This is a genomic window from Pseudomonas sp. A014 (assembly GCF_052378495.1).
In the GTDB taxonomy this organism is placed as follows: Bacteria; Pseudomonadota; Gammaproteobacteria; order Pseudomonadales; family Pseudomonadaceae; genus Aquipseudomonas; species Aquipseudomonas machongensis.
In genome coordinates, this window is the sequence record NZ_CP199001.1 from 217160 (window position 1) to 236586 (window position 19427).

Annotated in this window: 22 protein-coding genes and 1 tRNA gene; 16 read left to right on the forward strand and 7 right to left on the reverse strand. The window is 64.0% G+C overall.

Annotation, left to right across the window (positions count from 1 at the left end):
- Window positions 1-172 precede the first annotated feature (172 nt).
- On the forward strand, window positions 173-673 hold the full coding sequence (locus ACTYOL_RS01075; RefSeq protein WP_153772498.1) for a disulfide bond formation protein B: 501 nt from the start codon (window positions 173-175) through the stop codon (window positions 671-673).
- 221 nt (window positions 674-894) lie between these two features.
- A complete protein-coding gene (rsd, locus tag ACTYOL_RS01080; RefSeq protein WP_153772497.1) occupies window positions 895-1365 on the forward strand; it encodes a sigma D regulator in 471 nt (156 codons plus the stop codon).
- Window positions 1366-1374: 9 nt separating this feature from the next.
- Here the strand turns inward: rsd and ACTYOL_RS01085 are convergent, their stop codons facing one another.
- On the reverse strand, window positions 1375-2040 hold the full coding sequence (locus ACTYOL_RS01085) for an FKBP-type peptidyl-prolyl cis-trans isomerase (RefSeq protein WP_200603140.1): 666 nt from the start codon (window positions 2038-2040) through the stop codon (window positions 1375-1377).
- Window positions 2041-2265: 225 nt separating this feature from the next.
- On the opposite strand from ACTYOL_RS01085, the gene ACTYOL_RS01090 reads away from it, so the two are divergent.
- Window positions 2266-3381, forward strand: a complete 1116-nt coding sequence (locus tag ACTYOL_RS01090) for an AlgP family protein (RefSeq protein WP_444757427.1) — start codon at window positions 2266-2268, stop codon at window positions 3379-3381.
- Here ACTYOL_RS01090 and ACTYOL_RS01095 read toward each other — a convergent pair.
- Window positions 3357-3839, reverse strand: a complete 483-nt coding sequence (locus ACTYOL_RS01095) for a TIGR02444 family protein (RefSeq protein ID WP_197889739.1) — start codon at window positions 3837-3839, stop codon at window positions 3357-3359. The genes ACTYOL_RS01090 and ACTYOL_RS01095 overlap by 25 nt on opposite strands.
- A gap of 70 nt (window positions 3840-3909) precedes the next feature.
- Here ACTYOL_RS01095 and ACTYOL_RS01100 point away from each other — a divergent pair, with 70 nt between their 5' ends.
- The 5 genes from ACTYOL_RS01100 to ACTYOL_RS01120 all read left to right on the forward strand — a co-directional run bounded on the left by ACTYOL_RS01100 (window position 3910) and on the right by ACTYOL_RS01120 (window position 8259).
- On the forward strand, window positions 3910-5820 hold the full coding sequence (locus tag ACTYOL_RS01100; protein ID WP_200603138.1) for an ATP-binding cassette domain-containing protein: 1911 nt from the start codon (window positions 3910-3912) through the stop codon (window positions 5818-5820).
- Window positions 5820-6407, forward strand: coding sequence for a mechanosensitive ion channel domain-containing protein (locus ACTYOL_RS01105; protein ID WP_054891622.1), 588 nt, complete (start codon window positions 5820-5822; stop codon window positions 6405-6407). The genes ACTYOL_RS01100 and ACTYOL_RS01105 overlap by 1 nt, the downstream gene beginning before the upstream one ends.
- Window positions 6408-6540: 133 nt before the next feature.
- Window positions 6541-7173 carry a LysE family transporter gene (locus ACTYOL_RS01110; protein ID WP_054891623.1) on the forward strand — a complete coding sequence of 211 codons (633 nt, stop codon included), beginning with the start codon at window positions 6541-6543 and terminating at the stop codon, window positions 7171-7173.
- A gap of 134 nt (window positions 7174-7307) precedes the next feature.
- A complete protein-coding gene (locus tag ACTYOL_RS01115; RefSeq protein WP_054891624.1) occupies window positions 7308-7550 on the forward strand; it encodes a DUF2789 domain-containing protein in 243 nt (80 codons plus the stop codon).
- A 70-nt stretch (window positions 7551-7620) separates the two neighbouring features.
- Window positions 7621-8259 (forward strand): hypothetical protein, encoded by a 639-nt coding sequence (locus ACTYOL_RS01120; protein ID WP_054891625.1) that lies wholly within the window; start codon window positions 7621-7623, stop codon window positions 8257-8259.
- Between the two features lie 9 nt (window positions 8260-8268).
- On the opposite strand, the gene ACTYOL_RS01125 is transcribed toward ACTYOL_RS01120, so the two are convergent.
- From ACTYOL_RS01125 to ACTYOL_RS01145, 5 genes are all read right to left on the reverse strand, one after another.
- On the reverse strand, window positions 8269-8706 hold the full coding sequence (locus ACTYOL_RS01125) for a CBS domain-containing protein (protein WP_063542152.1): 438 nt from the start codon (window positions 8704-8706) through the stop codon (window positions 8269-8271).
- Window positions 8707-8862: 156 nt separating this feature from the next.
- Window positions 8863-10593, reverse strand: coding sequence for a dipeptidase (locus ACTYOL_RS01130; protein ID WP_444757428.1), 1731 nt, complete (start codon window positions 10591-10593; stop codon window positions 8863-8865).
- Between the two features lie 156 nt (window positions 10594-10749).
- Window positions 10750-10826: transfer RNA gene (locus ACTYOL_RS01135), tRNA-Arg, on the reverse strand.
- 141 nt (window positions 10827-10967) lie between these two features.
- Entirely contained in the window at window positions 10968-11213 is a 246-nt protein-coding gene (locus tag ACTYOL_RS01140) for a DUF3077 domain-containing protein (protein WP_153772492.1), read from the reverse strand.
- Window positions 11214-11223: 10 nt separating this feature from the next.
- Window positions 11224-11472 carry a hypothetical protein gene (locus ACTYOL_RS01145; RefSeq protein ID WP_444757429.1) on the reverse strand — a complete coding sequence of 83 codons (249 nt, stop codon included), beginning with the start codon at window positions 11470-11472 and terminating at the stop codon, window positions 11224-11226.
- Between the two features lie 632 nt (window positions 11473-12104).
- On the opposite strand from ACTYOL_RS01145, the gene ACTYOL_RS01150 reads away from it, so the two are divergent.
- The 8 genes from ACTYOL_RS01150 to ACTYOL_RS01185 all read left to right on the forward strand — a co-directional run bounded on the left by ACTYOL_RS01150 (window position 12105) and on the right by ACTYOL_RS01185 (window position 19423).
- Window positions 12105-12854, forward strand: a complete 750-nt coding sequence (locus ACTYOL_RS01150) for a GntR family transcriptional regulator (protein WP_402759532.1) — start codon at window positions 12105-12107, stop codon at window positions 12852-12854.
- Window positions 12851-14575 carry a fumarate reductase/succinate dehydrogenase flavoprotein subunit gene (locus ACTYOL_RS01155; protein ID WP_063542162.1) on the forward strand — a complete coding sequence of 575 codons (1725 nt, stop codon included), beginning with the start codon at window positions 12851-12853 and terminating at the stop codon, window positions 14573-14575. Before ACTYOL_RS01150 ends, ACTYOL_RS01155 begins: the two co-directional genes overlap by 4 nt.
- Window positions 14576-14749: 174 nt before the next feature.
- A complete protein-coding gene (locus ACTYOL_RS01160) occupies window positions 14750-14995 on the forward strand; it encodes a 4Fe-4S dicluster domain-containing protein (protein WP_008096634.1) in 246 nt (81 codons plus the stop codon).
- Between the two features lie 120 nt (window positions 14996-15115).
- A complete protein-coding gene (locus ACTYOL_RS01165; RefSeq protein WP_200603135.1) occupies window positions 15116-16522 on the forward strand; it encodes an ABC transporter substrate-binding protein in 1407 nt (468 codons plus the stop codon).
- A gap of 24 nt (window positions 16523-16546) precedes the next feature.
- Window positions 16547-17329, forward strand: a complete 783-nt coding sequence (locus ACTYOL_RS01170; protein WP_065861707.1) for an ABC transporter permease — start codon at window positions 16547-16549, stop codon at window positions 17327-17329.
- Window positions 17329-18186, forward strand: a complete 858-nt coding sequence (locus ACTYOL_RS01175; RefSeq protein ID WP_063542168.1) for an ABC transporter ATP-binding protein — start codon at window positions 17329-17331, stop codon at window positions 18184-18186. Before ACTYOL_RS01170 ends, ACTYOL_RS01175 begins: the two co-directional genes overlap by 1 nt.
- Window positions 18183-19148: a HEAT repeat domain-containing protein gene (locus tag ACTYOL_RS01180; protein ID WP_444757430.1), complete on the forward strand. Its 966-nt coding sequence runs from the start codon at window positions 18183-18185 to the stop codon at window positions 19146-19148. The genes ACTYOL_RS01175 and ACTYOL_RS01180 overlap by 4 nt, the downstream gene beginning before the upstream one ends.
- On the forward strand, window positions 19148-19423 hold the full coding sequence (locus ACTYOL_RS01185; RefSeq protein WP_153772489.1) for a DUF971 domain-containing protein: 276 nt from the start codon (window positions 19148-19150) through the stop codon (window positions 19421-19423). The genes ACTYOL_RS01180 and ACTYOL_RS01185 overlap by 1 nt, the downstream gene beginning before the upstream one ends.
- Window positions 19424-19427 lie beyond the last annotated feature (4 nt).

Here is a 19427-nt window from a genome sequence, read left to right on the forward strand (position 1 = left end):
GCAGTGGTAGGACGGAGTTTGCCCAGTGGCCAAGCTTCGGATATCTCCTACCAAGATCCGAAAACTTTCCCTTTGAATCAGCGACTTGTCCCAGCTGTAGTAACTTGAAACAGTGATCCTCTTTCCTCTACCGTTTCAAGCCCCTACTGCTCTTCCGGGATTTCCATCACTCATGTCGCTGGCTCGCTCGCGCTCCTTGTTCTTTGCAGCCTTCTTCGCCTCGCTCGCCACCTTGAGCGGGGCGAGTTTGCTTGAGAACTGGCTCGGCCTGGTTCCGTGCCCCCTGTGCCTGACCCAGCGCCTGTTGCTGGGGCTCTACGCCCTGGTCTGCCTGTGCGCCATGCTGCATGCCCCGGGTGCAGCCGGCATGCGTGTCTATGCGTGGCTGGCAGGTGGTTTTTCCTGTGCCGGTGTCGCGCTGGCGTCACGACAGGTGTGGCTGCAAGGTGAGTGGCTTGCGGTTACCCCCGAACCTTTCGCGCATACACTCCAGCGCTCCTGGCCAGAGGCGTTGGAGCGTCTGCTGATCGGCGGCTCCGAATGTGTTTCGATCAGCTGGAGCTTCCTCGACCTCACGCTCCCCGAATGGAGCCTGATGGCCTTCCTGCTGCTGACGGCGCTGCCCTTGTACTACCTGCTGGCGTATCGTTTCCGCAACCCTGGCGGCAGTTGACCCAGCGCAATTGCGCGACCAATGGTCCCGTGCATGGGCATCAAACGCTTGTATGAACTTAGTCCACTGCGTACCTTGATGGTCAGCACGCGCGGGAATAATCTCCCCTGCACGCACATTGAAAACATACGGTTCGATGCCGCTCTGCGGATGTCACCTTTGTGTCGCGCAGTTGTGACGCGAGGTGCAGCGGCATCTGCCCAGCTAGGGATGAGACTGCCATGCTCGATAGTTGCCAGAACGCCCAGGAACGATGGGGTGGGGTTCACAAGCTGATCGACCGTTGGCTGGAGGAGCGTCATGAACTGGTGCAGGCCTTCCGCGCACTGCGCGATGCCAAGCCAGCCTTCGCCGACAAGGACAAGAACCGCGACTTCTGCGCGATCCTGGTCGACTACGTGTCGGCCTGGCATTTCGAGGTCAGCGAGCAATTGGTCACTGAAGCAAAGGCTTTCGGCGACGAGCAGGCGCTCAAGCTGGCCGAGGAAATCAACCCCCGGATCAATGACATCACCCAGATCGCTCTGGCTTTCAATGACCATTGCGAGAAAGGCGAATGCACGGATACCGAGCGTTTCGCCGATAAGCTCGGCAAGCTGGGCAGCCTGTTGCATGAACGCTTCGAGCTCGAAGACTGCCTGATCGAAGTGCTGCACAACGCGCACAAGGAAGAGGATGCGGTACAGGCCTGACGGCCTGTCTCAGTCGCCAACTGCCAGCAGTTCGATCTCGAACACCAGCGGGGTATAGGGCGCGATCAGGTCGCCCGCCCCATCGGCGCCATAAGCCTGCGCCGACGGAATCACCAGTCGCCACTTGGCGCCTGTCTTCATGTGTGGCAATGCCACCTGCCATCCTTCGATCACCGAGCCCAGGCTGAACCACTGCGGTTGCTGGCTCTGGTCGAACACCGAGCCGTCCGGCAGCTTGCCGACATACCGAACCTGCACTTTCCCACCCGCCTTGGGTTGCGCGCCGCTGCCGCTGGCCAGCTCGCTGTAGAGCACACCCTCGGGCAGTTCGTGCACGCCGTTGCGGGCGCGCTCGTTGGCCATGAAGCGTTTTTCTGCGACCAGCAGCTTGTCGACCTGCGCCTGCTGTGCGGCAGCGTTGGCTTGCTCGTCATGCTGTTGGAGGATCGCCTGCATGCGCGTCTTGTCGATGCGCGGCGGCTGGCCTTGGTAGGCCTGGCGCAGACCCTCGACCAGCTCATCTAGCTGCAGGTCGGGCATCTCCTGGCGCAGGCGTTCGCCAAGGCTTGCGCCGAGGCTGTAGGCCAGGTCCTGGTCATTGGCGGGGGGCGTTCGAGGGGCGGCCAGGGCAGAGGCTGCCAACAGGCTCAAGCCGAGAATCAGATAACGAGGCACGGGCAACTCCTGCGGCGATGAAGGCGAAGTATGCCAGCCTTTGTTGTCGGCCAATGTGTAAATGTCAGCAATCATTTAATCGACTACTACACTTGCACCGAGCTGCAAGATAACAACTTTGCCCAGGCATGCAACGCGGCGCAAACAATACTGTCAACATGCCCTAGCGGCGGTAGCAGCAGAAGCATAGTATGAGCCGCAATCTCGTCAGCCAGGAGGTAAGCCATGTCGGCCAAAAAGAAGCCCGTCAGTACGCCGTTGCATCTGCTCCAGCAACTTTCCGGTAGCCTGCTCGAACATCTGGAAGAGGCTTGCTCGCAAGCGCTGGCGGATGCAGAGAAACTGCTCGCCAAGTTGGAAAAACAACGCGGCAAGGCGCAGGAGAAACTGCACAATGCCCGCCTGAAGTTGCAGGACTCTGCCAAGGCCGGCAAGGCCAAGGCACAAAGCAAGGCCCAAGGGGCAGTCGGTGAACTTGAAGCACTTCTCGATTCGCTGAAAGATCGCCAGACGCAGACGCGTACCTATATTCAGCAACTCAAGCGTGATGCCCAGGAGAGCCTGAAACTGGCCCAGGGTGTTGGCAAGGTGCGTGAAGCCGCTGGCAAGGCACTCGGCCTGCGTGCGGCAGCCAAGCCTGCGACCAAGGCTGCTGCAAAACCTGCTGCAAAACCTGCCACCAAGGTCGCGGCCGCCAAGCCTGCCACCAAGGCTACTGCTGCCAAGCCCGCCGCCAAGGCACCCGTGAAAACCGCCGCTGCCAAGCCTGCTGCTAAAGTCGCCGCCAAACCGGCCGCTGCCAAGGCTCCGGCCAAAGCGGTAGCCGCCAAGCCTGCTGCGAAAACCGCTGCGGCCAAACCTGCTGCTACCAAATCTGCTGCCAAACCTGCTGCTGCCAAGGCCCCGGCCAAGCCAGCAGCCAAAGCAGCTGCGGCCAAACCTGCGACCAAGCCAGCTGCTGCCAAGCCGGTTGCCGCCAAACCGGCAGCCAAACCGGCAGCCGCTAAACCTGCTGCCAAGCCCGCTGCTGCCAAAGCTCCAGCCAAAGCCGCCGCCAAGCCGGTTGCAGCCAAGCCTGCAGCGGCTGCCAAACCAGCAGCTAAACCAGCAGCCAAGCCAGCGGCAGCCAAACCTGCCGTGAAGCCAGCAGCGGCAAAACCGGCTGCGAAACCAGCAGCCAAACCCGCTGCGAAACCTGCCGCCAAGCCAGCTGCCACCAAGGCTCCTGCCAAGCCTGTCGAAGCCAAGCCCGCAGCTCCTGCTGCCAGCAGCACTCCGGCTTCTCCAGCGCCATCGGCTCCGGCCAGCACCCCGGCTCAGTCGCCGTCTTCGGCGTCCTGAAGCGCTCTGGCCGCGGCGCGCAGCTGATGCAGCGCGTCGTGGTCACGGGCCTGGTCCGGCGCTAGCCGCTCCAGCCAATCGTCGGCGTGTCCGTCCGGGCTCGCCGACCACTTTGCGGCGCACGTCTGCAACCGCGCCAGCAAGGCTCGCTCCGCCTCTAGTTCCAACCCTTTCACCTGCTCCCGTAATGCCGCCAGGTGCGGATCGCCTTGTGCCTGTGCACGCCACGCCTGACGCAGCGTGCGCAAGGGTGTAACCACCTCTTGCTGCCAGGGGCCGGCTACTTGCCGTAGTGCTTCCACTCGCCGCGCATCGGGGGCTACCCGCCGTGCCTGCAGCCAGGTGCCGCACAGCAGCAGGCAGACATCGCCGCCCAAGGCCTGCAAGGTCAGGCAGGCATTCTCGACCCCTGGACGGCCGTAGAGGGCCAGGGCGTGGTTCCACAATTCGCTGTGCATGATTCGACTCGCGCCAATGATCGAGTGGCCTGTGTGGGCCACCCGGAAGCTGATAGACTCCGCGACCATCATGATCAGACTATCCAACCTCACTTTACAGCGTGGTCCTCAGCGCTTGCTAGAAGGCGCCGAGATGACCCTGCACACCGGTCACAAGGCCGGCCTCATCGGCGCCAACGGCGCCGGCAAATCCAGCCTGTTCGCCCTGCTGCGCGGTGAGTTGTCGCCCGACGCCGGCGATTGCCAGATCCCCGCCGATTGGCGCATCGCTCACATGCGCCAGGAGGTCGACACCCTCGATCGCCTCGCGGTGGACTATGTGCTCGACGGCGACCTGCGCCTGCGCAAGGTTCAGGCTGACCTGGCCGCTGCCGAGCAGGCCCATGACGGCACGGCGCTGGCGCGCCTGCACAGTGAGCTGGACAGTGCCGATGGCTACACCGCCGACGCCCGCGCCCGCAAGCTGCTGGCCGGGCTGGGCTTCACCGCCGAGCAGATGGACCGCCGCGTCGGCGACTTCTCCGGTGGCTGGCGGATGCGCCTGAACCTGGCCCAGGCGCTGATGTGCCCGTCCGACCTGCTGTTGCTCGACGAGCCCACCAACCACTTGGACCTCGACGCGATCCTCTGGCTCGAAGACTGGCTCAAGGGTTATCCGGGCACGCTGCTGCTGATCTCCCACGACCGCGACTTCCTCGATGCCGTGGTCGACCATGTGCTGCATGTCGAACAGCGCAAGCTCAATCTCTACAAGGGCGGCTACAGCGCCTTCGAGCGCACCCGCGCCGAGCGTCTGGCGCAGCAGCAACAGGCTTACGAGAAGCAGCAGGCGCAGCGCGCGCACATGGAAAAGTACATCGCCCGCTTCAAGGCCCAGGCCACCAAGGCCCGCCAGGCGCAGAGCCGGATCAAGGCCCTGGAGCGCATGGAGGAGCTGTCGGCGGCGCACGTCGATTCGCCGTTCGACTTCGTCTTCCGCGAAGCTCACAAGATCTCCAGTCCCCTGCTCGACCTCGCCGAGGGACGCCTGGGTTATGGCGACAAGACCATTCTCGAGAAGGTCAAGCTGCAACTCACCCCCGGTGCGCGCATCGGCCTGCTCGGCCCGAACGGTGCCGGCAAGTCCACCTTGATCAAGAACCTGGCCGGCGAACTCGAACCGCTGTCCGGGCGCCTGGCGCGTGGCGAGAACCTCGCTGTCGGCTACTTCGCCCAGCATCAGCTCGACTCGCTGGACGACAAGGCCAGCCCGCTGCTGCATCTGCAGCGCCTCGCCCCGGCAGAGCGCGAGCAGACCCTGCGCGACTTCCTCGGCGGCTTCGACTTCCGTGGCGATCGCATCGACGAGCCGGTGGTCAACTTCTCCGGTGGCGAGAAGGCCCGCCTGGCCCTGGCACTGATCGCCTGGGAGCGGCCGAACCTGCTGCTGCTCGACGAACCGACCAACCACCTCGATCTGGAGATGCGCCTGGCCCTGACCATGGCGTTGCAGGAGTTCGCCGGTGCCGTGGTGGTCGTGTCCCACGACCGTCACCTGCTCAAGAGCACCACCAACGACTTCCTGCTGGTGGCCGATGGCAAGGTCGACACCTTCGATGGCGACCTGGACGACTACAGCCGCTGGCTGATCGACTACCGCCAGCGCACCGCCCCGGTCAGCAACACGCCGGTCAACCCGGACAAGACCGACAAGAAGGCCCAGCGCCAGGCCGCCGCCGCCCTGCGTCAGCAACTGGCACCGCACAAGAAGGCCGCCGACAAGCTGGAGAACGAACTGGGCCAGGTGCACGCGCAACTGGCCGAGATCGAGACCGCGCTGGGCGACAGCGGCCTTTACGACGCCGCCCGCAAGGATGAGCTGCGCGACCTGTTGGCCCGCCAGACCAAGCTCAAGCAGCGCGAAGGCGAGCTTGAAGAGGCCTGGATGGAGGCGCTGGAAACGCTGGAAAGCATGCAGGCCGAGCTGGAGGCGCTGTCCTGATGGAGGAGCTGCGCTCGCTGTTGCCGGGGCAATGGATGGATGCGTTCTGGCTGGGCTTGCAGATCCTGCTGATCCTGGCGCTGGCCTTCGTGCTGCAGCGCGTTGTCGCCCGCACCTTGAGCCGTCTTGGCCAGCGCTACCCGCTGCCGCCGGAGCTGCTGGTGCCGGTGCGCGGCGGTTTACGCTGGCTGATCATGGGCAGTGCGCTGCTGTTCGTGCTGGAGCGCATGGGGGTGTCGGCCACGGTGTTGTGGACGGCGCTGTCGGGCTTCGTCGCGGTGGCGGCGGTGGCGTTCTTCGCGATCTGGAGCGTGCTGTCGAACCTGCTGTGCGCGGTGCTGATCTTCACCGTCGGGCCGTTTCGCATTGGCGACGTGGTCGAGCTGGTCGATACCCTCGACAAGCCGGGGGTGAAGGGACGGGTGATCGCCATCAACCTGCTGTACACCACGCTGATGGAAACGCCGGAGGCGGGTGGGGCGCTGGTGCAGGTGCCCAACAGTCAGTTCTTCCAGAAGTCGGTGCGGCGCTGGCGGGGGACTGAGGTGCAGGGCGCCAACAACGGTACATCGGCCGAGACTGATTGAACCTCTGCCGACCCTGTCGCGGGGCCGGCCAAGGCACAGAAAAAACCAAGGCCTCGCCACAAATTCCACTGGTTATTTTTTCACCAAAACCTTAGCTTAACGTTTTGCAACATTCGTTCGAGCGAGGTGTGTGATGTCGATGGAAACCTGGTTGGCCTTCTTTGCCGCGTGCTGGGTCATCAGCCTGTCGCCAGGGGCCGGGGCCATCGCCTCGATGTCCAGCGGCCTGCAATACGGTTTCTGGCGTGGCTACTGGAACGCCCTGGGCCTGCAACTGGGCCTGATCGTGCAGATCGCCATCATCGCCGCCGGTGTCGGCGCGATCCTCGCCGCATCGGCTACTGCCTTCCAGATCATCAAGTGGTTCGGTGTCGCCTACCTCGTGTACCTGGCGTACCGGCAATGGCGTGCGCTGCCGATGGACATGAGCGAAGAGTCTGCCGTGCGCCCTATCGGCAAGCCATTGAGCCTGGTGTTCCGGGGCTTTCTGGTCAACGTCAGCAACCCCAAGGCGCTGGTGTTCATGCTCGCGGTGTTGCCGCAGTTCATCGACCCGCACCAGCCACTGCTGGCGCAATACCTGGCGATCACCGCGACCATGATCAGCGTCGACATGCTGGTGATGGCAGGTTACACCGGCTTGGCCTCGCGGGTGCTGCGCCTGTTGCGCACGCCGAAACAGCAGAAGCGCCTGAACCGTACCTTCGCGGGGCTGTTCATCGGTGCGGCGACCTTCCTCGCCACCTTGCGTCGCGCGCCGATCTGATCGTCCGGTCATGCCATGAAGGGGCCCACAGCGGCCCCTTTTTTCATGGTGCAGCGCATTCGATCGAGTCAGGGTGGGGTCTACGCTGTCTAGTGGTAGGCAATTCAAACCAGGCCAAGCCGGAGGCATGCACCATGGACGCACCGATTCATCCGTTCTCTGAAATCTTCAAGCAACTGGGCCTTGATGACGACCCGGTCGAGATCGACCGTTTCATCACTACCCACTCGCCGCTGGACGATGGCGTGAAACTGGTGGATGCGCCGTTCTGGAACGATTCCCAGCGCGCGTTCCTCAAGGAAAACTACATCGCCGATTCCGATTGGATAGTCATGATCGATCAACTGAACGAGGCGCTGCACCCACGCAAGCAATAAAGCGCCGAGCGGCACCTGATGGTTGATTTCAGCGTTGCTATGCTCAGGAAAACAAAAAGGGGATAGCGCGATGAAAGATCCCTACGCACCAGGCTTCTGGTGCACCGTGATGATCCTGGGCACCCTGACGGCTGGCTACTTCTACGGTATCCGGCACACCCATCAGATGAACCAGGCGGTGCAGTTTCTGTATGCCGCCGCTGCGGTCACCGCGGCGGTGGCCCTCTGCGGCCTGGCGTGGATCGCCTGGCAGCAGTTGCACCTGAACAAGCGTGAAGTGGCCCAGGGCCGAACGCTGGTGGCCATCTGGAACACCAAGGTCGCCCTGCGTCGGGTCGAAACGGTGTTCGACCGCTATTTCTGGGGCAGCTACTGGCATTCCGGACGCACCTTCGAGGAGGTCATGGGCGAGCTCAAGGGCACGCCGCTGGATCAGTGCCTTGATGCGCTCAAGCGCCAATGTCGAGCGCTGGACCGGGAGGTGCACGATCACCATCACCACTGGCTGGCCAATGCCCGTGACCTGTCGAGTGTGGCCACGGCCATGGCGCGCGAGCGGTATCAGCTCGACCTGTGCGACCCGCAGGGGCGTGACGGTGGTAATACCGCGGTGCTCAATCGTGACCTGGAGGTGTTGGTGTACACCTGGTCGGCGCGTCTGCGCAGCTTCGACCATCAGCTGGACGAGCTGGAGCGCGCCTACCACTGAACCGGCGGCTCATTCGCCGCGGATGTACTGTTCCAGTTGCAGGATCAGGTTGGCCTGTTCGGCAATGGTTTCCTTGACCAGGTCGCCGATCGACAGCAGGCCCAGCAGTTGGCCATTGTCGACCACCGGCAGGTGGCGCAGGTGACGGTTGGTCATCAGGTTCATGCAGTACTCGAGGTTCTGCTTGGGATCGACGGTGACCACCGGCGAACTCATGATCTCGCGTACGGGCGTGGCTGCCGACGAGCGGCCCTTGAGCACCAGCTTGCGCGCATAGTCGCGTTCGCTGACGATGCCCACCACTTGTTTGTTCTCCACCACGGGCAGCGCGCCGATGTTCTTTTCTGCCAGCAGCTTCAGCGCCTCGAGCACCGAGTCGTCAGGCCCTATGGTGTAGACGGTCTGGTGCTGGGACTTGGTCTTGAGAATCTGTTCGACGTTCTTCATGGGGGCCTCGTGGGTGGAAAAAGCGCTGTCCTGGATTAATAAAAGCATCCGGGACCGCGCTCTGCACGGCAATGCAGGAAACGGCATCGAGGCGATTGAAAAACGTCATTGGTCGCAGCGCACGAGGGCCGACGGGCGGCCCTCGCCGGGATTCGCTCAGAGCTTGGGCATCTGCCCGATCCGCGCGACCATTTCGCTGATCACCTGCAGGTCGAGCATGAACTGCTCCACGGTCTTGAACTCGTTGTCGTTGTGGCCGGTGTACTTCACGCCGGGCATCGACAGGCCGAACTGTACGCCGTTGGGCAAGTCGTGCACCGAGGTGGCGCCAGCAGAGGTGCCGAACTCATGGGGCAGGCCGAGGTTCTCGGTGGCCACATCCAGCAGCGCCTTGACCCACTCGCCTTCGGGGTTGCGGTACATCGGCTCGTCCAGGGTGTACTCGAAGGCCACCGAGGTGTGGCTGGTACGCGCCCAATCACCGAGCTTGTCAGCCAACTCGTCCTTGATCGTGTCGATCGGCTTGCCTTTGGGGATGCGCAGGTTCACCGCCAGCTTCAGGGCTTTCTGGTCCAGGCCGACGTAGGTCAGCGAGGCGGTCAGCGGCCCCATGAAATCGTCCTTGAAGCCGACCCCCAGTTTGGTGCCCAGGTAGTCCAGCCCCCAGTTGTCGGCGGCGTAGCGTGCGGCATCGGTGATGTGGTTGTGCTTGAGCGGCACGCGATCGCCCAGGCCGTTGAGGAAGTCGAGCATGCGTGCCACCGGGTTGACCCCTGACTGTGGCGAGGAGGAGTGCGCGGAGACGCCGGTCACGGTCAGGATCACCTGCTTGCCGGAGACCACGGTGTCGATCTTGAAGTCCTTGCCGTTGGCCTTGCGGTACTCGTTGCCAGCCTTTTTCAGACGCCGGGCCAGATCGGCCGGATGGTCACCGATCAGCGTCGCCACCGAGGTGGTGGGGATCTGGTTGGTGGCCAGGCCGCCAGTGAGGTTGATCACCTCGGCGCCCTTGCCTTCACCCGCGCGCTTGCTGAAGCTGGCCATGACGGTGCCATAGCCCTTCTCGGCGATCACCACCGGGTAGCCGCCATCCAGCGCCAGGTTGTAGTCCGGTGTGGCGTTGCGGGCGAAGTAGTAGGGAATGGCGTCGCCGGAGGTTTCTTCGGTAGTATCCACCAACAGCTTGAACTGACGCGCCAGTGGCAGCTTCTCGTCCTTGGCGACCTTCAGTGCGTAGAGCGCGACGACGATGCCGTTCTTGTCATCCTCGGTGCCACGGCCGTACATGCGATCACCCACCAGGGTGACCTTGAACGGATCGAGGCGCGTGCCGTCTTCCAGCTTCCAGTTGTCCGGATTGACCGGCACCACGTCGGCGTGAGCATGGATGCCAATCACTTCCTTGCCTTCGCCGAGGGTGATCTCGTAGACGCGGTTGTCGATGTTGCGGAACTCAAGGCCGAAGCTTTCGGCCAGTGCCTTGATCTTGTCGGCGATCTTGTGGAATTCAGGGTTCTCGTGCTGTGGCAGGCCCTCGACCTGGAAGGTCGGGATCTCTACCAGCTCGCGCAGGGTCTCGGTGGCGGCCTTGCCGTACTTGATGCGGGTGTACAGGCCCAGCAGGCGGTTGATTTCGTTCTGCTGCTCGGCGCCGAGCGGTTTGCCTGCCAGATAGGCCTTGAGGGTTTCGTCGAGCTTGTCGGCCTTGGCCAGGTCGCTGTTGGCCAGCTTGCCGATGAATTGCTTGAAGTCGGCCGGGTCGCTGCCGTCGTAGGCCTTGAGGATGGCGGCGGACTGTTGCGGGCTGAGATTGGCGTGGGCTGGAACGGCGAACAGCGCAAGGCTGGCGAGCATCAGGGAGACGGCAGAAAGCTTGGGCAAGGGCATGGGTACACGCATTCCTTCGCGAAGGGTTTAAAGGGGATGTCCATTTGTAGGAAACATTCCCACGCTAACACCAATGGGCGGTGTCGGGGGAGAGGCGGGACGCCACCTGGCGCACAAACGAAAAAGCCCCGGGAGATTTCCCAGGGCTTTCGGAGATGGCGCACTCGGCGGGATTCGAACCCACGACCCCTGCCTTCGGAGGGCAGTACTCTATCCAGCTGAGCTACGAGTGCAACGCGGCGCAATGATACCCATCTGCGCCGGTGGCGTCCATCGCCTTGATCTGTGGCTGTTTTTCCCTGGGATTTGGGCCTGTAGTGACCTCTTCGCCGCTGCGACTTGTGCGCGAAGAGGTCACCAGAGTACTGGATGGCTCAATGCACGCTGTTGCGCGCAATCTCCAGATCATTCATCAACCCCTTGGCCAGGGCGCTGAGGTAGTGCAGTGCCGTTACTGCGGCAGGGCGCGCGTCTTCCTGGTCGCTCAGGTCACGGATGCAGCCGAGCACGACCGAGACTTCCTCCAGCACCCGCTCCAGCGGTACGCCGGGCTGCACCCTGAACATGTCCAGGAATGTGGCGATGCCGGCAGTGGTGTAGTGATTCGATTGATCGTCCATGGACATTCCCTCAGATCCGGTTCAAGGCATGTTCAGCCAGTGCCCGCGCGGTTTCGGCGCTTTGGGCAGCGTTGGCCAGCATGTTCAGGCCGGGCGCTCCGGCGCAGGCGCGGCAATGCTCGTCGATGGTTTCGGCAACGCCGAGCAGCAGTGCGCTGGCGTGGACCAGGGCGTCGGGGGCGATCATGTCGGTTTGGATGGAGAAGGCGGGATTGGTGATGAGGGTGAGGCGGGGTGGGTCGGGAACGCGTTTTTTCATGGCTACAGCTCCGTCTTGTTAGAGCTGCCGCAGACCCGTGGCTAAACGAATAGGTGGCAGCTGTACGCGGGTTAGCCAACCGGGAAGACGGCACCCGGCGCACCCAAGGGTGCCCCACGCACAGCCGCCATGAAGCACCCGAGCAACGCTCTGGAATGTGCAGGCGAGGTGCGACCGTCTTTGATCCGAGTGGCTAAACCCGATCGTTGATTTGGCAACGACCGGGCGAGCCTAGAGGGCGCCGCACGCCTCTCGCAATGGCTTGAGTGCGGCAAAAGTGTCTTTGGGAAATGGACTACGCGCAATGGGGAAAATCTGATGTAGGACTTGCCCAGGGCCAGGCTTCATTGTCGAAAAATGCAAAAGAAAGCTCGAAATTCCTTCTCGGATGACCGATTATCGCAGTACTACTCAGCCTCGTACGCAGCGATTAAGTTCGCTGGCCGTTGAGGTGAAAAAACCGGCCTCGAGCCGGTTTTTTCGTTTCTGGGGTGGAAATTTGCGTGAGTCTTTCCAGCACATCACGATCCAAACTATCCATATGCCATATCGATATTTCCCCAACCCCGCTTATACCCCTATCCTCTGGTCACAACTTGTTATAACAAGTCAGCCGACTAGCGAAGAGACCCATGGCCGAACTGCTCCCCCTGTCCCCGGTACCGCTCTACACCCAGCTCAAGGAACTGCTGCGCGAGCGCATCCTCGATGGCACCTACCCGCCGCACAGCCGCATGCCGTCGGAAAGCGAGCTGGGCAAGGCGTTCGGGGTCAGTCGTATCACCGTGCGCCAGGCGCTGGGTGATCTGCAGAAAGAGGGGCTTATCTTCAAGATCCATGGCAAGGGCACCTTCGTCGCCAAGCCCAAGGCGTTCCAGAACGTCAGCACCCTGCAGGGCCTGGCCGAGTCGATGACGCAGATGGGCTACGAAGTGCTCAACCGCCTGCGCAGCTTTCGCCATGTGCCGGCCACTGCGCTGGTGGCGGCGCGCTTGCAGGTCGAGGAGGGCAGCCTGGTGACCGAGATTCGCCGGGTGCGGCTGATCAACCGCGAGCCGGTCTCGCTGGAGCTGACCTGGTTGCCCAAGCATGTCGGCGAGAAGCTGGAAAAGGCCGACCTGGTCACCCGCGACATCTTCCTGCTGCTGGAAAACGACTGTGGAATCGCCCTGGGCCATGCCGACCTTGCCATCGACGCGGTACTCGCCGACAGCGACCTGACCCAGGCGCTGGAAGTGGAAGAGGGCTCGCCGATCATGCGCATCGAGCGCCTGACCCACGCCGCCGATGGCACGCCGCTGGACTTCGAACACCTCTATTACCGCGGCGATGCCTTCCAGTACCGCCTGCGCATCGACCGCCAGAAAGGGGGCAAGGCATGAGCATCCAGACCCAGGACTACGACATCATCGTCATCGGCGGCGGCACCGCCGGGCCGATGGCGGCGATCAAGGCCAAAGAGCACGACAAGCGCTTGCGCGTGCTGTTGCTCGACAAGGCCAACGTCAAGCGCAGTGGCGCCATCAGCATGGGCATGGATGGCCTGAACAACGCGATCATCCCCGGACACGCCACCCCTGAGCAGTACACCAAGGAAATCACCGTCGCCAACGATGGCATCGTCAACCAGGCCACGGTGCACGCCTACGCCACCAAGAGCTTCGAGACCATCGAGCAGCTCGACCGCTGGGGCGTGAAGTTCGAGAAGGACGAGACCGGCGACTACGCGGTGAAGAAGGTCCATCACATGGGCGCCTACGTGCTGCCGATGCCCGAGGGCCACGACATCAAGAAGGTGCTGTACCGCCAGCTCAAGCGCGCCCGCGTGGAGATCAGCAACCGCATGGTCTGCACCCGCGTGCTGCTTGACGCTGAAGGCGCTGCCGCCGGGGTGCTGGGCTTCGATTGCCGCAGCGGTGAATTCCGCGTGGTCCGTGCCAAGGCGGTGATCCTCGCCTGCGGCGCGGCCGGGCGCCTCGGGCTGCCCTCGTCGGGCTACCTGATGGGCACCTACGAGAACCCGACCAACGCCGGCGACGGCTATGCCATGGCCTATCACGCGGGTGCAGAGCTGGCGAATCTCGAGTGCTTCCAGATCAACCCGCTGATCAAGGACTACAACGGCCCTGCCTGCGCCTACGTCACCGGCCCCCTGGGCGGCTACACCGCCAACAGCAAGGGCGAGCGCTTCATCGAGTGCGACTACTGGAGCGGGCAGATGATGTGGGAGTTCCACCAGGAGCTCGAAGGTGGTAACGGCCCGGTGTTCCTCAAGCTCGATCACCTGGCCGAGGAAACCATCCAGAACATCGAAGAGATCCTGCACAGCAACGAGCGCCCCAGCCGTGGCCAGTTCCACGCCGGGCGCGGCACCGACTATCGCCAGCACATGGTGGAGATGCACATCTCCGAAATCGGTTTCTGCTCCGGGCATTCGGCCTCGGGGGTGTGGGTCAACGAGAAGGCCGAGACCAGCGTCAAGGGCCTGTATGCCGCCGGTGACATGGCAGCGGTGCCGCACAACTACATGCTCGGTGCCTTCACCTACGGCTGGTTCGCCGGGATCAATGCCGCGCGTTACGTCGCCGGGCGCGAGCTGGCCGAGGTCGATGTGGCCCAGGTCGAGCGCGAGCAGGCGCGGGTGTTCGCGCCGCTGCAGCGCGAGCACGGCCTGCCGCCGGCGCAGGTCGAGTACAAGCTGCGGCGCATGGTCAACGACTACCTGCAGCCGCCGAAAGTGACCAAGAAAATGGAGATCGGCCTGACCCGTTTCGCCGAGATCGAGCGCGACCTCGAGCAGATGAAGGCCAGCAACCCCCATGAACTGATGCGAGCCATGGAAGTGAGCGTGATCCGCGACTGCGCCGAGATGGCGGCGCGGGCCTCGTTGTTCCGCCAGGAGAGCCGCTGGGGGCTGTACCACCACCGGGTCGATTTCCCCGAGCGCAACGATGCCGAGTGGTTCTGCCACTGCCATCTGAAGAAGGGTGAGGACGGCGAGATGACCAGCTTCAAGAAGCCGGTGGAGCCGTACCTGATTGCCCTGGATGCCGAGGAGCAGAGTGCCTACGACCGACTGCGGGTGAAGGCCGACGCGGCCTGAGCAGCGCCGCGACCTGTTGGAACCACATTCACTCTGTGGGAGCGGGTTTACCCGCGAAGACAACACCGCGGTGCATGGCCAGGGCTTTGCCCTGGTTCGCGGGTAAACCCGCTCCCACAGGGGCGCGCGCACCCTTATAGAAACGAGGGCCAAAGGCCCCGAGGACCCCGTGAAATGGCCTACCAACCCCAGGAAATCTTCTTTCGCAGCAGCGCCCCGGTCACCATCGACGAAGACAAGTGCATCGCCGAAAAAGGCTGCACCGTCTGCGTCGAGGTGTGCCCGATGGACCTCTTGGCCATCAACCCAGCCACGCAGAAGGCCTACATGGCCTTCGACGAGTGCTGGTACTGCATGCCCTGCGAGAAAGACTGCCCGACCGGCGCCGTGAAGGTGGATATCCCCTACCTGCTGCGCTGAAAACACCCCCGCCATCCGGCGAACCACCGGACGCCCACACCGCAAGCCCCTCGTTTCCCACCACCCAAGCCTGGTGGCGGAGACGATTCCAATACCTAGACGATTCGAGGGGAAACACCCATGCGCCTTGCAGCAACCGTGGCCGGCCTCGCGCTGGCGATCACTGGCCTGAACGCCAGCGCCGAAACCATCCGTGTGGCCATCGGCACCCAGGACACCACCATCAACTGCGCCACTGGCGGCCTGCTGATCCGTGAGCTGGGCCTGTTGGAGAAGTACCTGCCCCACGACGGCAAGTACAAGGACGCGTCCTACCAGGTGGAGTGGAAGAACTTCACCAGCGGCGCGCCGCTGACCAACGAAATGGTCGCCGGCAAGCTCGACTTCGGCGCCATGGCCGACTTCCCCGGCTCGTTCAACGGTGTCGCCCACCTCGATGCCGGCAAGCGCAGCCTGTTCATCAGCGTGCTGTCGGGCAGCGTGCATGGCAGCGGCAACGGCATCGTGGTGCCCGCCGCCTCCAGCGTGCAGTCGCTGGCCGAACTCAAGGGCCAGACCATCTCCGTGCCATTCGCCTCCACCGCCCACGGCATGCTGCTGCGCGCCATCGCCGCCCAGGGTTGGGACCCGCAGAAGGATGTGCGGATCATCGCCCAGGCCCCGGAAATTGCAGGTTCTGCCCTGCGCAGCAACCGCATCGAGGCCCACGCCGATTTCGTGCCCTTCGCCGAGCTGTTCCCCAACCGTGGCTTCGCTCGCAAGATCTACGACGGCTCCCAGGCCAACGCGCCGACCTTCCACGGCGCACTGGTCGATGCGGACTATGCGAAGAAATACCCGGAGGTGGTCACCGCCTACCTGCGCGCCAGCCTTGAAGCCGATCGCCTGATCGCGGCCGAACCTGAAAAGTACAGCGAGCTGATCGAGAAGGTCACCGGCATCGAGGCCGAGGTCAATTACCTGTTCCACGGCCCCCTCGGCCTGCAGACCCGCGATCTGACCTGGAAGCCCGAGTATCGCCAGGCCGTCAACACCTCGATCGACACCCTCAAGCTGCTGAAAAAGACCGATCGCGGCCTGGACACCGACCGCTTCATCGACGACCAGTACATCCGCGCAGCCTTCAAGCAGGCTGGCCTGGACTACGACAAGGCACTCAAGAACTACGCCCCATCGCCGCTGAATGCCAATGACGCCTTGACCGGCAAGCCGATCACCGACTTCAGCCGCCTGGCGCAGATCTGGGTGCGCGGCGAAGACAAGGTCCGTCATTACGCCTCGCCGGAAGCCGCCCTTAGCGCCCTCGCCCAGCTCGAGCAGGAGGGCAAGGATATCCGCGCGATCTACGCCCAGGCCGCCGACAGCGGCATCAAGCTGCTGGCCAACCAGGCGTGGTTCGTGCGCAACGCCAAGGGCGAGCTGTCAGCCTTCCTGCTCAAGGACCAGGCTGAGCAGTACGCCAAGGCCCACGGCGGCGAAGCGCTGGACTTCGGCGACGCCAACCGCAAGCTCATCGCTCAGCGCTGAGTGAATGGAGCCGGGAGAATCCACATGAGCCGTTCCCTCGCGCGCTGGCCGTTGCGCCTGGCTTCGTTGCTGGCCTGCCTGCTGTTCTGGCAGGTGGCGGCCAGCCACAAGCTGAACTTCGGCCTGTTCACCTTCACCTATGTGCCGACGCCCGGCGCGGTGCTCGATGCGGCCTGGCAGCTGCTGGCCTCCAATGCGCTGCTGGCGCACCTGGGCAGCAGCCTGTCGCGGGTATTCGCCGGCTATCTGGCTGCAGCAGTGCTGGGGGTGGTGTTGGGGCTGTTGATCGGTCGCTCGAAATGGGCCGAAGACACCCTGCTACCGCCGCTGGAAGTGCTGCGGCCGATCCCGGCGGTGGCGTGGATTCCCCTGGCGATCCTGATGTTTCCGTCCTCGGAGCTGTCGATGGTGTTCATCACCTTCACCGGCGCGTTGTTCCCGATCCTGCTCAACACCGTGCATGGCGTCGAGGCGGTCGACCCACGGCTGGTCGCCTCGGCGCGCAGCCTGGGGGCAGGGCGCTGGGCGATCCTGCGGGAAGTGGTGCTGCCTGGTGCATTGCCAAGCATCGTCACGGGCCTGGCCATCGGCATGGGCACCTCGTGGTTCTGCCTGGTGACCGCCGAGATGATCTCCGGGCAGTTCGGCATTGGCTACTACACCTGGGAGTCCTACACCTTGCAGAACTACCCGGACATCATCGTCGGGATGTTGCTGATCGGCCTGTTGGGCATGGGCAGTAGTGCCCTGGTCAAGCGCCTCGGTGCGCTGGCCACGCCCTGGTACCGCGCGCGGAGGAGTTCGTGATGGGCCGTTATCAGCAGGCGCCAACGCCGGGGCGTATCGAGGCGCAGGGCGTGTCGATACGTCTGGGGCAGGGCCGCGAGGCGTTCGAGGCCGTGCAGGCGCTGGACTTTGCCATCGCCCCGGGCGAATTCGTGTGCATCCTTGGCCCCTCCGGGTGTGGCAAGTCCACCCTGCTCGGTGCCCTGGCCGGCCACCTGATGCCGGCCGGCGGCCAGTTGCACGTCGATGGCCAGCCCATCGACGGCCCGTCGCCCGAGCGCGGCATGGTGTTCCAGCACCATACCCTGCTGCCCTGGCGCAGCGTGCTCGACAACGTCGCTTTCGGCCTGAAGATGCAGGGGGTGGCCAAGCCCGAACGCCAGCGCCGCGCCCATGAAATGCTTCAACTCGTGGGGCTTGCCGACTTCGCCGAGCGTTGGCCCAGCCAGTTGTCTGGCGGCATGCAGCAACGGGCCGAGATCGCCCGGGTGCTGATCAACCATCCGCGCCTGCTGTTGATGGACGAACCCTTCGGTGCCCTCGACGCACAGACCCGCTCGCGCATGCAGGAGTTGCTGCTGGATATCTGGACGCGCATCCGCACCACCGTGGTGTTCGTCACCCACGATATCGACGAAGCGCTGTTCCTGGCCGACCGCATCCTGGTGATGAGCCCGCGCCCCGGGCGATTCATCGAAGACCTGCGGCTGGACTTCGCCCGCCCGCGTCGCGCGAGCCTGCTGACCAGCCCGGCGTTCACCCACCTCAAGCGTCACTGCCTGGCGCTGCTGCGCCATGAAGAAGGCCGCGAACTGCCGCGCCTGACACCGTTGGGCCTGCCCGACACCGACCCTCCTGCGCTACGGATCGCCCTATGACTGATCGAATCACCGACAACCCCGATATCCTCGACCTGCTGCCACGCTTGGGCGATGGCGACGCTGGCGTACGGCGCATCGCGCTGATCGAGCTGGCCGATCTCGAAGACCCCGAAAGCCTGCCTTGGCTGACCGATGCGCTGCTGGTCGACACCCACGCCGAAGTGCGCGCCGAGGCCGCGCGCCTGCTGGAGGCCTGGGAGGACCCCGAAGTGGTGCAGGCCCTGTGTGCGGCGTTGGCCGATGCCGCCGAACCCGTGCGCCTGGCGGCGGCGCAGAGCCTGAGTGAGCTTAAGAGCTTGGAGGCAGGGCTGTTGATCTTGCCGTGGGTCAACCACGCCGAGCCTTTCGTGCGTGCCAGTGCCCTGCGCGCCCTGCGCGAGTTGCGCCTGGAAGAAGCCGCCGCACCTGCGCTGCTGGCGCTGGGCGATGGCGAGGCAGCGGTGCGCCGTGAGGCGGTGGGGATTCTTGGCTGGCTCAAGCATGAGCCGGCATTGCCCGCGTTGGCGCGTCTGGCCGGTGAAGAGGTGGATACCGACGTGCGCCGCGCGGCCATTGGCGCACTGGGCCTGGCCCGCGACGGCAGTGTATTGCCGGCGTTGATTGCCGCGCTGGGCGACCCCGCCTGGCAGGTGCGCGAAGAAGCCGCCACGACCTTGGGCAAGGTGGGCGAGGCGGAGGCGGGCAATGCACTGATTGCCGCGTTGAATGACAGCTATTGGCAAGTGCGTCTGCGGGCCGCCCGGGCGCTTGGCCGCCTGCGCCACCGCCCAGCGCTGGACGGCTTGGCCGTGCTGCTCGGCCATGGCATCGCCAACCTGCGCAAGGAGGCTGCCCTGGCCCTGGGCGAGCTGGGCGATGCGCGGGCTTTGGCGGTGCTGCGGGGGGCCGAAGACGACAGCGACCCCGAAGTGCGCAAGGCAATACGTATCGCCCTGGCGCAGTTGCAGGGTGTGGCGTGATGGATGTGCCCAGTGGCGTGTCGAACCAGCGCAGCGAGGGCGAGCTGGCGCTGCAGTGGGGCGAGGTGCGCCAGGTGATCAGCCATGCTCGCCTGCGCGGTGCTTGCCCTTGCTCGCAGTGCCGTGCGGCCAGGTTGCGTGGCGGGATCAGCCTGGTGGCGGAAGATGTGCGGATAGAGCGCATCGAGCTGCAGGGATATGGCCTGCAACTGATGTTCAGCGATGGGCATGATCGAGGGATCTATCCCTGGGCGTATTTGCGCGAGCTGCAGTGACCTG

Coding starts and splice junctions, on each gene's coding strand:
- ACTYOL_RS01075 (WP_153772498.1), top strand. CDS start 173: ATGTCGCTGGCTCGCTCGCGCTCCTTGTTCTTTGCAGCCTTCTTCGCC.
- rsd (WP_153772497.1), top strand. CDS start 895: ATGCTCGATAGTTGCCAGAACGCCCAGGAACGATGGGGTGGGGTTCAC.
- ACTYOL_RS01090 (WP_444757427.1), top strand. CDS start 2,266: ATGTCGGCCAAAAAGAAGCCCGTCAGTACGCCGTTGCATCTGCTCCAG.
- ACTYOL_RS01095 (WP_197889739.1), bottom strand. CDS start 3,839: ATGCACAGCGAATTGTGGAACCACGCCCTGGCCCTCTACGGCCGTCCA.
- ACTYOL_RS01100 (WP_200603138.1), top strand. CDS start 3,910: ATGATCAGACTATCCAACCTCACTTTACAGCGTGGTCCTCAGCGCTTG.
- ACTYOL_RS01105 (WP_054891622.1), top strand. CDS start 5,820: ATGGAGGAGCTGCGCTCGCTGTTGCCGGGGCAATGGATGGATGCGTTC.
- ACTYOL_RS01110 (WP_054891623.1), top strand. CDS start 6,541: ATGTCGATGGAAACCTGGTTGGCCTTCTTTGCCGCGTGCTGGGTCATC.
- ACTYOL_RS01115 (WP_054891624.1), top strand. CDS start 7,308: ATGGACGCACCGATTCATCCGTTCTCTGAAATCTTCAAGCAACTGGGC.
- ACTYOL_RS01120 (WP_054891625.1), top strand. CDS start 7,621: ATGAAAGATCCCTACGCACCAGGCTTCTGGTGCACCGTGATGATCCTG.
- ACTYOL_RS01125 (WP_063542152.1), bottom strand. CDS start 8,706: ATGAAGAACGTCGAACAGATTCTCAAGACCAAGTCCCAGCACCAGACC.
- ACTYOL_RS01130 (WP_444757428.1), bottom strand. CDS start 10,593: ATGCCCTTGCCCAAGCTTTCTGCCGTCTCCCTGATGCTCGCCAGCCTT.
- ACTYOL_RS01140 (WP_153772492.1), bottom strand. CDS start 11,213: ATGGACGATCAATCGAATCACTACACCACTGCCGGCATCGCCACATTC.
- ACTYOL_RS01145 (WP_444757429.1), bottom strand. CDS start 11,472: ATGAAAAAACGCGTTCCCGACCCACCCCGCCTCACCCTCATCACCAAT.
- ACTYOL_RS01150 (WP_402759532.1), top strand. CDS start 12,105: ATGGCCGAACTGCTCCCCCTGTCCCCGGTACCGCTCTACACCCAGCTC.
- ACTYOL_RS01155 (WP_063542162.1), top strand. CDS start 12,851: ATGAGCATCCAGACCCAGGACTACGACATCATCGTCATCGGCGGCGGC.
- ACTYOL_RS01160 (WP_008096634.1), top strand. CDS start 14,750: ATGGCCTACCAACCCCAGGAAATCTTCTTTCGCAGCAGCGCCCCGGTC.
- ACTYOL_RS01165 (WP_200603135.1), top strand. CDS start 15,116: ATGCGCCTTGCAGCAACCGTGGCCGGCCTCGCGCTGGCGATCACTGGC.
- ACTYOL_RS01170 (WP_065861707.1), top strand. CDS start 16,547: ATGAGCCGTTCCCTCGCGCGCTGGCCGTTGCGCCTGGCTTCGTTGCTG.
- ACTYOL_RS01175 (WP_063542168.1), top strand. CDS start 17,329: ATGGGCCGTTATCAGCAGGCGCCAACGCCGGGGCGTATCGAGGCGCAG.
- ACTYOL_RS01180 (WP_444757430.1), top strand. CDS start 18,183: ATGACTGATCGAATCACCGACAACCCCGATATCCTCGACCTGCTGCCA.
- ACTYOL_RS01185 (WP_153772489.1), top strand. CDS start 19,148: ATGGATGTGCCCAGTGGCGTGTCGAACCAGCGCAGCGAGGGCGAGCTG.